Source organism: Streptomyces sp. NPDC003456, assembly GCF_042878735.1.
Classification (GTDB): domain Bacteria; phylum Actinomycetota; class Actinomycetes; order Streptomycetales; family Streptomycetaceae; genus Streptomyces.
The window spans coordinates 321281-334508 of the sequence record NZ_JBIAOK010000001.1 but is presented as its reverse complement, the minus strand read 5'-3'; the positions used below and the strand labels follow the sequence as shown (position 1 = coordinate 334508).

Sequence of the window (13228 nt, the reverse complement as noted above, 5' to 3'; positions counted from 1 at the left end):
GAGAGTAGTTACATGGCAAAAAGCCCCATTTTGACCGCGGAGTTGGCTGCCGATCACGACAGAAGGCTTGACCGCAGTTTCAATAGGCTGTTCACTCTCGCGTAATCGCTTCCGCGACGGCTCACCGCCGGATCCGCCCGATGCGCGGCACGCGGCAGCTCTCATACACGCGGCCCGCCCGCCCTACCGCTCCCGAGGGAGACTGGGATGACCCCTGCCAGAATCAGGTCGAGCATCGCGCTCGGTCTCGGTGCCACGCTTCTCCTCGGAGCATGCACCTCCAGCCCCAACGCCGACCGCAACGCCAAGGGCGGCGGTGGCGGCGGCGTCCTGACCGTCGGGATGCCGAGCGGTCCCCAGGCGGCCAACCACAACCCGTTCCTCAACACCTCCGCGGGCGCGGCGCTGGGTTACCGGCACATGATGTACGAGCCGCTGGCCATGGTGAACCCGATCCAGCCGGCGGCGGAGCCCAAGCCGTGGCTGGCGAAGGACTGGGAGTGGTCGAAGGACTACAAGTCGCTCACCCTCCACGTGCGCGCCGACGTGACGTGGTCGGACGGCAAGCCCTTCACCGCCGACGACGTCGCCTTCTCCTTCGACCTGGTCAAGCGCCATCCCGCGCTGAACGGCTCCGCCGTCCCCTACAAGACGGTCAGGACCGAGGGCGACAGCGTGGTGCTCGGATTTGACACCCCGCAGTTCGTGAACGAGGCGAACATCCTGTCCGTCTTCCAGGTGCCCAAGCACATCTGGGAGAGCGTCAAGAACCCGGAGACCTGGACGAACCCGAAGCCGGTGGCGACCGGCCCGTACACGCTGTCCCGCTTCACCTCGCAGAGCGTGACGCTGAAAGCGCGCAAGGGCTACTGGAAGCCGGAGCCCCGGGTCAAGGAGCTGCGCTACACGTCCTACAACGACAACACCGCGGCGACCACCGCCCTCGCCAACGGCAGCCTGCAGTGGTCGTTCGTCTCCCTCCCCAACCTGGACCAGGTCTACAAGTCCAAGGACCCCGCCCACCACAAGGCCTGGTTCCCCTCCGGCCTCGGCATCAACGGCCTGTGGGTGAACAACGAGCGGGGCCCGTTCAAGGACCGCGCCCTGCGCCGAGCGGTCAACCTGATCGTCGACCGCCGGCTCATCCACGAGCAGGGCCAGTACGGCCTCGCCCCCGCCGTCGAGAGCCCGACCGGGATCATGCTGCCCGCCGGAGAGGCCTTCCTCGCCCCGCAGTACAAGGACGCCCGCCTGAAGGTGGACGTCGACGAGGCGAAGAAGATCCTGGACGAGGCCGGCTACTCGCTGCGCGGCGGGGCGCTGCACGACCGCGGCGGCAAGCGGGTCGAGGTCACGCTGACCGACCCCGCCGGCTGGGCCGACTACCTCGCCGACCTCGACATCATCAAGGCGGGGATGGCGAAGCTCGGCATCAAGGCGAAGGTGCGCACGCAGACCGTCGAAGCGTGGACGGAGGCCTTCAACAACGGCGACTTCGACGCCACGCTCCACTGGACCAACGGTGGTTCCACCCCGTACGACATGTACAAGAACGTCATGGACCAGGCCCAGTTGCAGCCGGTCGGCAAGCCCGCCGCAGGCGGGAACCAGGGCCGCTTCCGCAGTGACGAGGCGGGCCGCGCCATCACCGCCTACGCGGCGGCGATCAGCGACGACACCCGGCGGAAGGCACTGAACACCCTGCAGAAGATCATGGTGGAGGAGGTGCCCATGATCCCGACCCACGCCAACCCCATCGGAGCGGAGTACAGCACCAAGCACTGGGTCGGCTGGCCGACGGCGTCCGACTCGTACGCGCCGCCGCAGCCCACGCAGGCCACCGCCCTCGACGTGGTGCTCCACCTGCGCGAAGCCTCCTGAGACCGGGGTGTCCGGCGGTCGCGCCGCCCTGACGCCGGCCGACCGTCGGACACCCCTCCACCGAGCCCCGTTCCGACGCGCGAAGGAAGAGCCAGCACGGCATGCCGTATCCACTCCGAACACCCGAGCCAGCAGCCGCACTCGAGGCCGAAGCGCTCACCAAGCACTATCCGGTCCGCCGTACGCCCCGGGACCTGGCCGCCCGCCGCACCCGCCACGTGCACGCCGTCGACGCCCTCGACCTCGCCCTGCCCGCCGGACAGGTCACCGCCCTCGTCGGCGAGTCCGGCTCGGGCAAGTCCACCGTGGCTCGCCTCCTCGCCGGACTGGAACCCGCCAGCGCCGGCACCATCTCCCTGCACGGCAACCCGCTGCGGATGAAGGGCTACCGGGCCTTCCGCGCCTACTGCGCCGACGTCCAGCTGATCCTGCAGGACCCCTTCGCCTCCCTCAACCCCGTCCACAGCATCCGCTACCACCTCACCCGCGCCCTGCGCATCCACCGCGGCACGCTCCGCGGGGCCGCGCTCGAGGACGCCCTCGCCGAGCTGCTGGCCGACGTGCAACTGACCCCGGCCGACCGCTACCTGGACAAGTACCCGCACGAGCTCTCCGGCGGCCAGCGCCAGCGCGTGGCCATCGCCCGGGCCCTCGCCGCCCGGCCCTCGGTCCTGCTGGCCGACGAACCGGTCTCCATGCTCGACGTGTCGATCCGCCTCGGCGTGCTCAACCTGCTGCGCCGGCTCACCGACACCCGCGGTCTGGCCGTCCTCTACATCACCCATGACATCGCCTCCGCCCGCTACTTCGCCGACAGGACCGCGGTGATGTACGCCGGCCACATGGTGGAGAGCGCGGACAGCGAGACCCTCACCCAACGCCCCGCGCACCCCTACACGCAGCTGCTCATCGACTCCGCGCCCGACCCCGACACCCCCCTGGACGACAACGCCCTGCCGACCGACTCCGGGGAGCCGCCCAGCCTCATCTCCCCGCCCGCGGGCTGCCGCTTCCACCCCCGCTGCCCGTCGGCGATGGAGCGATGCCGCACCCAGCCGCCCCCGCGCGCCGATCTCGGCGACGGCCACTGGGCCAAGTGCTGGCTCTACACGGACGCGGTGACGGGTGCGGCGACGGCCGGCACGGCGGCCGGCGAACAGGAGGCGAGACCATGAGGTTCGTGCTCCAGCGCCTGGCCTTCTACCTGTTCACGGCGTGGGCGGCCATCACCGTCAACTTCTTCCTCCCCCGCATGATGCCCGGTGACCCGGTCCAGGCGCTGCTCGCCCGCTACCAGGGGCGTCTGTCCAGCGATGCCCGGGAATCACTGACGGTCCTGTTCGGGCTGGACAGCAGCCAGAGCCTGTGGTCGCAGTACCTGGACTACTGGAACCGGCTGTTCCACCTGGACTTCGGCCTCAGCTTCACCTTCTTCCCCACGCCCGTCTCCGACGTGATCGCCGACTCCCTGCCGTGGACCCTCGGCCTGGTGGGCGCGACCACGCTGCTCAGCTTCCTGCTGGGCACGGCAGCCGGGGTGATCGCCGGCTGGCGGCGCGGCTCCTGGGCCGACGCACTGCTGCCGGTCACCAGCTTCATCTCGGCCATCCCCTACTTCTGGCTGGGCCTGATCGCCATCTCCGTCTTCGCCGTCAGGTGGCCGCTCTTCCCGGCCTCGGGCGGCTACGACAACGCGCTCGTCCCCGCGTTCGACACCTACTTCGTGCCCAGCGTGCTCTACCACGCCGCCCTTCCCGCCATCACCATCGTGCTGAGCGCCATGTCCGGCTGGGTCCTCGGCATGCGCAACATGATGGTCACCGTCTCCTCGGAGGACTACGTCACCGTCGCGCACGCCAAGGGCCTGCCCGAACGCCGGGTGATGATCGGGTACGCGGCACGCAACGCCGTCCTGCCCAGCGTCTCCAGTTTCGCGCTGTCCCTCGGCTTCATCGTCGGCGGCACCCTCCTGGTGGAGATGGTCTTCTCCTACCCGGGCATCGGGTTCATCCTCTTCCAGGCCGTCGGCGCCAAGGACTACCCGCTGATGCAGGGCATCTTCCTGATCATCACGCTGACCGTGCTGGCGGCCAACCTCATCGCCGACATGGTCTACGTCCTCCTCGACCCGCGCACCAGAAGGGAGGGCTGAGCGGTGAAAGCCCTGCTCTCCTCCACCAAGACACGAGTGGGCCTGACGATCATCGGCCTGTTCGTCGTCGTCGCCGTCGTCGGCCCCTGGGTCGCCCCGTACGACCCGTCGGCCATGAGCGCCGACGTCCTGGCGCCGCCGAGCACCGACCATCTCCTCGGCACCACCCAGAGCGGCCAGGACGTCTTCTCCCAGCTTCTGATCGGCACCCGCGGCGTCCTCCTCGTCGGCTTCCTGTCGGCGCTGATCGCGACGGTCCTGTCCTGCCTCGTCGGCATCACCTCCGGCTACCTCGGAGGTCCGGCGGACGAAGCCCTGTCCGCGGTCGGCAACGTCTTCCTTGTCCTGCCGGGACTGCCTCTGATCATCATCATCGCCTCGCTGCTGCCCGAGTCCGGTGACCTCGTCGTGGCCGCCGTCATCGGTCTGACCGGCTGGGCCTGGGGAGCGCGGGTGCTGCGCGCGCAGACGCTGTCCCTGCGCCGGCGCGACTACGTGACCGCGGCCCGAGCCGTGGGCGAGCCCACCTGGCGCATCATCGTCTTCGAGGTGCTGCCCAACCTCTCCGCCGTCATCGTCTCCAGCTTCGTGGGCACCGTCGTCAACGCGGTGCTGTCGGTGGTGACCCTGTCGTTCATCGGAGTGGTCGACCTCTCGCGGTGGAACTGGGGAACCATCCTGTTCTGGGCCCAGAGCAACCAGGCACTCGCCCAGAACGCCTGGTGGTGGTTCGTTCCGGCCGGTCTGTGCATCGCGCTGCTGGGCACCGCCCTGGCACTGGTGAACTTCGGCATCGACGAACTCGTCAACCCGCGCCTGCGGGTGCGCCGGACGCCGTTGCCGCGCGCTGAACGGCGCAGCCTCACCTCGGCGGCGCGGCGCCGCGCCCGGATGCGCGTCGGATTCACCGCCGTGCTCCCCGCGCCGGCTCCCGCCGAAACCGCGTCCACCGCGGCCGGCGGCCCCTTCACGAGCGAGGACTTCGCACCGATCGCCCCCATCGTCGCAAAGGACCTGACATGACGCCCGTCCCGGCAACCGGCCCCGGCAGCCCGGTCCTCGACATCCGTGGCCTGTCCGTCGCCTACGGCACCGGCGACGACGCCGTCCAGGCCATCGACGCCATCGACCTCACCCTGCACCGCGGAGAGGTCCTCGGACTGGCCGGCGAGAGCGGCAGCGGCAAGTCCACCCTCGCCTACGGCGCCACCAGGCTCCTGCCACCCCCCGGCGTCATCACCGGCGGCCAGGTCCTCTACCACCCCTCGTCCGGTGGCTCGATGGATCTGCTCACCATGAGCGACCGGCAGCTGCGCGCCTTCCGCTGGCAGGAGACGTCCATCGTCTTCCAGGGCGCGATGAACTCGCTCAACCCCGTCAGCCGCGTCAGCGAGCAGCTCACCGACGTCATCCGCGCCCACCGGCCCGCGACCGGCGCGCAGGAGCAGCGCGCACGGGCCGCCGATCTGCTGCGCCTGGTCGGGATCGCCGACGACCGGCTCGACAGCTACCCGCACCAGTTGTCCGGGGGCATGCGGCAGCGGGTGATGATCGCCATGGCGCTCGCACTCGACCCCGACGTGGTCATCATGGACGAACCCACCACCGCGCTGGACGTGGTGATGCAGCGGCAGATCCTGGCGAGACTGCGGGACCTGCGGGACCGGTTCGACTTCGCGGTCGTCTTCATCACCCACGACCTGTCCCTGCTCGTCGAGTTCTCCGACCGCATAGCGATCATGTACGGGGGGCGGCTCGTGGAGGACGCCGCCGCACACGAGCTGTACCGCAGCCCACGCCACCCCTACACCCACGGGCTGCTCAACTCCTTCCCGGCCCTGCGCGGCGAGCGCAGGGAGCTGACCGGCATCCCGGGTTCGCCGCCGGACCTCAAGGCACTGCCGTCCGGCTGCGTCCTGCACCCCCGCTGCGCGCACGCCATGCAGCTGTGCACCCGGCATCGTCCCGAACTGACCACACCGGCCGGCGACGAGGCGTCCGGGCGTCACGTGGCCTGCTGGTTGCACCACCCGCAGGCCGCCACGCCCGAGCACCTGGCCCGCACGGCACCGCCCGCCGCCGCGCGTTTCGATCACCGGGCCCCCACGCTGCAGTCCGGCCGCTAGCCACCACGACAAAGCCGTACCCCCGCACCGCCGTCTCCAGCGTCTGGCGCCGGCGGTGCCTCAGCCCTGCGCATCTGCGCCCGCACCGCACGTCCATGAGCACGTCCGCAGCCCTCACACCCTTGGGAGACACGTGAACAGCACCACCGCGCCCACCGCCACCGCCGCCGAACCGGATCCCGGCCTGGCACACCTGCCGGCCGACTTCCTGTGGGGTGTCGCCACCTCGTCGTACCAGATCGAGGGGGCGGCCTCGGAGGACGGCCGTACCCCGTCGATCTGGGACACCTTCTGCCGTGTGCCGGGAGCGGTGGTCGGCCAGCACAACGGTGACGTCGCCTGCGACCACTACCGGCGGATGCCCGAGGACGTGGCGATGATCGCCGGACTCGGCGTCAACGCCTACCGGTTCTCCATCGCCTGGCCGCGGGTGCAGCCCCACGGGCGCGGTCCGGCCAACGCCCGCGGCCTGGACTTCTACAAGCGGCTCGTGGACGAGCTCCTCGCGCGCGGAGTCCAGCCCTGGATCACCCTCTACCACTGGGATCTTCCGCAGGAACTGGAGGACATGGGCGGCTGGCCGGCGCGCGACACCGCCTACCGGTTCGCCGACTACGCGGCCCTCGTGCAGACGGCCCTCGGGGACCGGGTCGAGCACTGGACCACGCTCAACGAGCCCTGGTGCTCGGCCTACCTCGGCTACGCGGAGGGCATGCACGCCCCCGGACGCCGTGAACCGGCCGCAGCGGCGGCGGCCACCCACCACCTGCTCCTCGGACACGGCCTGGTGGCCCAGCAGTTGCGGGACCGGGCCACCACCCCGCTGAAGGTGGGCATCACCCTCAACCTCAGCGACCACCTCGCCGCCAGCGACGACCCGGGCGACCTCGACGCACTGCGCCGCGCCGACGGCATCGCCAACCGCCTCTACCTCGACCCCCTGCTGCGCGGCGCGTACCCGGCGGACGTGGTGGCGGACCTGGAGCGGCAGGGCATCGAACTGCCCGTCCGCGACGGGGACCTGGAGCAGATCGCCCAGCCTCTCGACACCCTCGGGGTCAACTACTACAGCCACAACACCTACGCGGCCGACCCCCGCGCCGACGAGGGGGGCGGCTACGGCGCGGGCATCCGCACCGTACCCCAGGGGGCCGAGCGCACCGCGATGGGCTGGGAGGTCCTCCCCGAGGGGCTGACGCGCCTGCTCGTGCGACTCGGGCGGGACTACCCCGGCACCCCCCTGGTGATCACCGAGAACGGCGCGGCCTACGACGACGAGGTGGCCCCCGACGGGCAGGTGCACGACCCCCTGCGCGTGGAGTACTTCCGCTCCCACATCGCCGCGGTGTGCCGGGCGGCGGAGCAGGGAGCGGACATCCGGGGGTACTTCGCCTGGAGTCTCATGGACAACTTCGAGTGGGCCGAGGGCTACCGGCGCCGTTTCGGGCTCGTGCATGTCGACTACGCCACGCAGCGGCGCACCCTCAAGGACAGCGCGCAGTGGTACAGCCGGCTCGTGGAGCGGTTCTCCCGCTGACATGAAGGTGCCCCCGCGGTCGACGACCGCGGGGGCACCTTCGTCGTTCAGGGGGGAGTGGCCGTCACAGGGTGGTCCAGTCGAGGATCAGCCCGGTCAGGTCCTCGGGGCGGGCCTGCACCAGCCGGTAGGCCTCCTTCGCCTCGGTCGCGGGGAAGACATGGCTGTTGAGGGAAGCCGTGTCGAGGTCCCCGCGGGCGAGGAGGCTGAAGAACAGCTCCCCCATGCGCTGGTTGTTCCAGGGGTTGCGGGGGCCGGCGGCGAACCCGCCGTGCATGTCGTGCGCGCCGACGATGTTCAGGCCCTTGACGATGAGGTCGGAGGTCAGCGTCTGGGCGGTGGGCGTGCCGGTGTCCCCGAGGACCACCACCGTGCCGAACTCCCGTGTCATCCGCAGCGCCTCGGCGAAGACGGGAGCCGCCCCGGTGACGTCGTACACGACGTCGACGCCCTGCCCGGTCGCTTCGAGGATCGCCGAGCGGGCCTTCTCCGCCGTGCCCGTCAGGCCCGTGTGCGCGCCGTTGCCGACCGCCAGCTCGGTGCGGCGGGCGCTGAGGTCGACGGCGAAGACCTGGGCGGCACCGCACACCCGGGCGTACTGGGCGGCCAGTTGGCCGACCGGGCCCAGGCCGAGCACCGCGACGGTGTCGCCGAGCCGGTGCTCGGCACGGCGCACCCCCACCTGGGCGATGGTGGCCAGGTGGAACCAGACCGCCTCCTCGTCGGTGACGCTGTCGGGCACCAGGTGCACGTCCTCGTCGGCGCCGACCAGCACCACGGAGGCGTGCGGGCTGCGGACGGCGACCCGGTCGCCCACGCGTACCCGGTGGGTGCCCTCACCGATGGCGCAGACGGTTCCCACGGCGCTGTAGCCGGGGTGGAACGGATAGCGCACCCAACGGTCCCAGTGTGTGCCCGGCTCGAACAGGCGCCCCAGGCAGATGCCCTCGGTCCCGGCGCTGACCAGGGACCGCGTGAGGCGCACGGTGAATTCCCCCGGCCGCGGCTCGGGCGAGGGCATGGTGCGGACCTCGACCTGGTCCTTGCCGGTGAACACGATCGCTGTCGTGGAGTGGTCTGGCACGGGAAACCTCGCAGTGCGTGAAGATGGCAATGAACGTTCAATGAAATATTGTGATGCCGATCGTAAGACGGGTGTCGTGATCTGTCACCCCCTCGGAAAGGACCGTCCATGACCGCAGCACGTCGCACCGGTGTCGCCCTCGTGGGGTGCGGCAACATCGCCGGCCCCTACGCCGCCGACCTGGCCGGCTACCCCGACATCGAGCTGTGCGGTGTGTGGGACCGCCACCCCGAGCGCGCCGAAGCGCTCGCCGCCGCCCACGGCACACACGCCTACCGCTCCTACGCACACCTGCTGGAGGACTACCGCGTGGCGATCGTGGTCAACCTGACCGGGCACGCGGCCCACCACGAGATGACCGCCCGGGCCCTGCGCGCCGGGCGGCACGTCCACTCGGAGAAGCCTCTGGCCCTGACGTCCGCCGAGGCGCGCCACCTGGTGGAGCTGGCCGAGACCCACCGCGTCCGTCTCAGCTGCGCTCCGGCCAACTTCCTCGGCGACGCCGCGCTCACCGTGGAGCGGCAGATCCTCGACGGCCGGCTGGGCACCGTACGGATGATCTACGCCGAGGCCAACTGGGGGCGCATCGAGAGCTGGCACCCCTCCCCGGAGGGCTTCTACCGGGTCGGCCCGCTGTGGGACGTCGGTGTCTACCCGCTCACCCTGGCGGTGGCCCTCTTCGGCCCCGTCCGCCGTGTCACGGCGCAGGGGGCGGTGCTCCACCCCGACCGGTTCCGCGCCGACGGCAGTGCCTTCCGGGTGGAGGCGCACGACTGGATCACCGCCGTCGTCGACCTCGACTCGGGCGCCCGCATGCGGCTGACCGCCAGCTTCTACACCCCGCAGCACTCCCGCCAGCGCGGCATGGAGTTCCACGGCGACGCCGGGTCCCTCTACCTCTCCGACTGGCAGCGGTTCGACGCGGACGTGGAGCACGCCGAGGCCGACGGACCGGTCCGGGCGGTGCCTCCGCTGCGGGAGCCGGTGTTCCCGGGCATCGAGTGGGGCCGTGCGGTGCGCCTGCTGGCCCAGGACATACGCGAGGACCGTCCCCACCGCACGTCGGGGGAGAGGGCTGCGCACCTCGTCGCGGTGCTGGAGGCGATCGACGAGTCCTGCCGGCTCCGGCAGCCGGTCGAGCCGGAGCCGGCAGGGTGGTCGACGCCGGCGGAAACGGTCAGCGCCCGCGGAGTCTGAGCAGCCTGCTGCTGTAGGGCCCTGCCGGCAGTCCGGCCGGCAGGCCGTGCGCGGCGAGAGCGGCACCCGTCACGCTCACGGAGCCCAGGGTGCCGCTGTCGTCGTGCAGCGTGTAGACGGCGTCCGGATCGAGGCCGGGCAGCCGCAGACGCGGCTGGAGCGTGCGCGTCGCGGCCCCCACGCGCCACTGCAGGACCACGGCCTCGGATCGGTCCCGCGACACGTACAGCACGCCGTGCTGGAGATCGTCCGGGGAACCCAGCCGGTACTGCCGGCCGTGCTGCACGACCTCCCGGACCTCCTTGTAGAGCGCGATCATCCCGGCGGCCTCCTCCCGTTCCTGCCGCGACCACCGGGTCAGATCGCCGCCGATGCCCAGCGCCCCCGCCATGGCGCAGTGGAAACGGAACCGCAGCGGGATCGTCCGTCCGGTCATCGGGTTCGGGCTGTCGGTGACCCACGCGCTCATCACCTGAGCCGGGTAGACCTGCGAGAAGCCGTACTGGATGCGCAGGCGGTCCACGGCGTCGGTGTTGTCCGACGTCCAGACCTGATCGGTGCGGGCCAGGACGGCGAGGTCGACGCGTCCGCCCCCGCCCGCGCAGGACTCCACCTCCAGGCGGGGGTGGTCCCGGCGCAGCCTGTCCAGCACGCCGTGCACTCCCGCGGCGTGCTCCATGAAGATCGCGCGCCGGTCGCGGCGGTCGCCGTGGGACCCGGCTTCGCTGAAGGAGCGGTTGAAGTCCCACTTCAGGAAGTCGACGTCGTACACGCCTATCGTCCGGCTCAGCCACTCGTACGCCCAGTCCGTCACGGCGGGCCGGGAGAAGTCGAGGACGAGCTGGTGCCGTTGCACGCTCGGTGTGCGGTCCGGCAGGTGCAGGACCCAGTCGGGGTGGGCACGGTAGAGGTCGCTGTCGACGTTGACCATCTCGGGCTCCACCCACAGCCCGAAGCGCATTCCCAGGCCATGGACGTGGTCGGACAGCGGGCGCAGACCGTCGGGGAAACGGCGCCGGTGAGGGGTCCAGTCACCCAGCCCGGCACGGTCGTCGTCCCGCCGGCCGAACCAGCCGTCGTCCACGACGAACAGTTCCGCACCCAGCTCGGCCGCGGCGTCGGCCAGACGCCGCTGATTGGCGAAGGTGACCTCGAACGACGTCGCCTCCCAGGAGTTGTAGAGCACGGGCCGCGGCCTCTCGGGCGCGGGCAGCACGTGCTCGCGGACGTAGGCGTGCAGCGCCCGGCTGACTCCTCCGAATCCCGCAGCGCTGTACACACCCACGGACACGGGGCTGGTCCAGGAGGTGCCGGCCGCCAAGGAGACCTCGACGCCTTCGTGGCCGGCGCCGCAGATCACACCGCACCGGCCCTCCGGCGACCTGACGGCCTCGATGCGCCAACTCCCGCTGGTCGCCGTCGCCGTGCACCACACCTGACCGTCGGTCTCGGTGGCCTCCCCGGCGTCGATCGCGACCCACGGGTTGCTCTGGTGGCCGGTGTGCCCGCGCCGGCTGGTCAGGGTCGTCTCGCCCACCGCCAGCGGACGGCGCTGGAGGGCGAACTCGCCGGCCCACTGCCCGAAGACGCCGCTCATCCGGTAGTCGGAGCGAACCGGCAGGTTCCACTGCGCGGACGCGTGGCGGACCAGGAGTACGTCCGCACCGCTGGGCTGCCCGTGCCGGTACTCGGTCCACCGCTCCACGACCGGGCTGGCGGCGTGCACGCGGTAGTGCAGCGTCCAGTCGAGCGGTCGTGCGGCGTCCCGCAGGTTCACGCGCACCTCGGCCCAGGCGTCCCCGCCCCGTTCCACCTCGAAGCCGACCAGGTGCGGTTCGAGCGGGCCGGTGCCGTCGGCGTAGCGGACCTCCAGCGCGGGCGGACCGTAGCGCAGGCCGCCGTCGACGGGCAGTTCCTCGGCTCCGTCCCATGGGTCGCCGAAGCTGTCGCCGGGTCCGGGCTCCGCGGGCAGGGCGACGGCCTCCCGCAATGCCAGCCGATCTCCCCAGTGCACGTGACGCACAGTGCCGCGGTCGGGTTCAATGCGCACAACGTAACTGGTACCTGCGGGGAACAATGCAATGGTTCCGGAGGACTCGTCCACCTCGGCGAGCGACATTGCGGCACTTCTCCCTCGTATAGTTCAATGAACGATCAAGGGCGCAGCGTAACGGACGCTGTGCACGGGTGGAACAGACCGGAACCCGAGGCCTCGGGTGGGTGGAGGAGAACCGTGACGCGCAAGGTGACGCTGCGGCAGGTGGCGGACAAGGCCGGGGTCGCCATCGGCACCGCATCCGCTGTGTTCGCCGACAAGTCCTGGGTCTCCGACCGCGTCCGGCTGGCCGTGCAGCAGGCGGCGGACGAACTCGGCTACGCCCCCCGGCAGAAGCGCCCGGATCCCGTTCCGGTGACCGACATCGCCTTCATCTCCTGGGCGGGAGAGGCCTTCTCCCCGGCCAACCCCTACTTCGCCGCCGTGCTCCACGGGGCCCAGCAGGCCTGCGCGGACCTGGGGATCTCCCTCCACTACGAAGTCGCCGACCCGGCTCGAGGCGGGCTCCCGCAATCCCTCGAGCGCGGTCAGGTGTCCGGTCTGCTCCTGCTGAGCTACGCCAGTGATCACGACTACCTGCAGCGGATCGTCGACCAGCGCGTGCCGTGCGTCCTGCTGGAGCACGAACCCGTGGACCTGCCCGTCGACCATGTGCGCCACGACGACGAACTCGGCGGCTACCTCGCCGGGAAGCACCTGCTGTCGCTGTCGGAACGGCCCCGCATGCCCGGCGTCATCACCGCCGAGGACAACATCACGCCCGCGCGGCACCGCCTGGCCGGCTTCCGGCGCGCGCTGGACGAGGCGGGCGTCGCCTTCGACGACCGCTACCTGTGCCGCGGCACCTTCGACGTGGCCAGCGGGCTGCGCTGCATGAACCACCTCCTGGACCTCGACGTCCCGCCCGCCGCGGTGTTCTGCGCCAATGACGAGAGCGCGCTCGGTGCTCTCGAGGCCGCTCGCGCGCGCGGCCTCGCGGTGCCTGCGGACATCGCGGTCATGGGGTACGACGACGTGCCCCAGGCCGCACGCGCCGAACCGCCGCTGACCACGATCGCCACCGACAAGCACCTGATCGGCGCCCAGGCCGTCCGCCACCTCCTCGACCGAGTGGGCAACCCGGCCATGACCAGCCGTGACACCCGCCTCGCGGTCCGCCTGGTCCAGCGGGACTCCACCGCCCGCTGAACCTCCC

10 protein-coding genes are annotated in these 13228 nt (G+C 71.1%); 8 read left to right on the top strand and 2 right to left on the bottom strand.

The window, feature by feature from the left end; all coding sequences use genetic code 11:
• The first annotated feature begins 207 nt into the window (after positions 1 to 207).
• From ACFYWG_RS01165 to ACFYWG_RS01140, 6 genes are all read left to right on the top strand, one after another.
• Complete coding sequence (locus tag ACFYWG_RS01165; RefSeq protein WP_389198457.1) at positions 208 to 1881, top strand: ABC transporter substrate-binding protein; 1674 nt, start codon at positions 208 to 210, stop codon at positions 1879 to 1881.
• A gap of 101 nt (positions 1882 to 1982) precedes the next feature.
• A complete protein-coding gene (locus ACFYWG_RS01160; protein ID WP_383504227.1) occupies positions 1983 to 3056 on the top strand; it encodes an ABC transporter ATP-binding protein in 1074 nt (357 codons plus the stop codon).
• Entirely contained in the window at positions 3053 to 4033 is a 981-nt protein-coding gene (locus ACFYWG_RS01155) for an ABC transporter permease (RefSeq protein WP_376330332.1), read from the top strand. The genes ACFYWG_RS01160 and ACFYWG_RS01155 overlap by 4 nt, the downstream gene beginning before the upstream one ends.
• Positions 4034 to 4036: 3 nt before the next feature.
• Positions 4037 to 5056 carry an ABC transporter permease gene (locus tag ACFYWG_RS01150; protein WP_383504225.1) on the top strand — a complete coding sequence of 340 codons (1020 nt, stop codon included), beginning with the start codon at positions 4037 to 4039 and terminating at the stop codon, positions 5054 to 5056.
• Positions 5053 to 6159, top strand: coding sequence for an ABC transporter ATP-binding protein (locus ACFYWG_RS01145; protein WP_389198454.1), 1107 nt, complete (start codon positions 5053 to 5055; stop codon positions 6157 to 6159). Before ACFYWG_RS01150 ends, ACFYWG_RS01145 begins: the two co-directional genes overlap by 4 nt.
• Before the next feature lie 133 nt (positions 6160 to 6292).
• On the top strand, positions 6293 to 7696 hold the full coding sequence (locus ACFYWG_RS01140; protein WP_383504221.1) for a GH1 family beta-glucosidase: 1404 nt from the start codon (positions 6293 to 6295) through the stop codon (positions 7694 to 7696).
• A 64-nt stretch (positions 7697 to 7760) separates the two neighbouring features.
• On the opposite strand, the gene ACFYWG_RS01135 is transcribed toward ACFYWG_RS01140, so the two are convergent.
• The gene (locus ACFYWG_RS01135; RefSeq protein WP_389198451.1) at positions 7761 to 8780 is read right to left on the bottom strand and encodes a zinc-binding dehydrogenase; all 1020 of its coding nucleotides are present in this window, start codon (positions 8778 to 8780) and stop codon (positions 7761 to 7763) included.
• A gap of 108 nt (positions 8781 to 8888) precedes the next feature.
• Here ACFYWG_RS01135 and ACFYWG_RS01130 point away from each other — a divergent pair, with 108 nt between their 5' ends.
• Positions 8889 to 9977, top strand: coding sequence for a Gfo/Idh/MocA family protein (locus ACFYWG_RS01130; RefSeq protein ID WP_389198449.1), 1089 nt, complete (start codon positions 8889 to 8891; stop codon positions 9975 to 9977).
• Here ACFYWG_RS01130 and ACFYWG_RS01125 read toward each other — a convergent pair.
• Positions 9958 to 12096, bottom strand: a complete 2139-nt coding sequence (locus ACFYWG_RS01125) for an alpha-galactosidase (RefSeq protein WP_389198447.1) — start codon at positions 12094 to 12096, stop codon at positions 9958 to 9960. The genes ACFYWG_RS01130 and ACFYWG_RS01125 overlap by 20 nt on opposite strands.
• 114 nt (positions 12097 to 12210) lie before the next feature.
• On the opposite strand from ACFYWG_RS01125, the gene ACFYWG_RS01120 reads away from it, so the two are divergent.
• Entirely contained in the window at positions 12211 to 13221 is a 1011-nt protein-coding gene (locus ACFYWG_RS01120; RefSeq protein WP_385415748.1) for a LacI family DNA-binding transcriptional regulator, read from the top strand.
• The last annotated feature ends 7 nt before the right edge of the window (positions 13222 to 13228 follow it).

Coding starts and splice junctions, on each gene's coding strand:
- ACFYWG_RS01125 (WP_389198447.1), bottom strand. CDS start 12,096: ATGTCGCTCGCCGAGGTGGACGAGTCCTCCGGAACCATTGCATTGTTC.
- ACFYWG_RS01145 (WP_389198454.1), top strand. CDS start 5,053: ATGACGCCCGTCCCGGCAACCGGCCCCGGCAGCCCGGTCCTCGACATC.
- ACFYWG_RS01160 (WP_383504227.1), top strand. CDS start 1,983: ATGCCGTATCCACTCCGAACACCCGAGCCAGCAGCCGCACTCGAGGCC.
- ACFYWG_RS01130 (WP_389198449.1), top strand. CDS start 8,889: ATGACCGCAGCACGTCGCACCGGTGTCGCCCTCGTGGGGTGCGGCAAC.
- ACFYWG_RS01155 (WP_376330332.1), top strand. CDS start 3,053: ATGAGGTTCGTGCTCCAGCGCCTGGCCTTCTACCTGTTCACGGCGTGG.
- ACFYWG_RS01165 (WP_389198457.1), top strand. CDS start 208: ATGACCCCTGCCAGAATCAGGTCGAGCATCGCGCTCGGTCTCGGTGCC.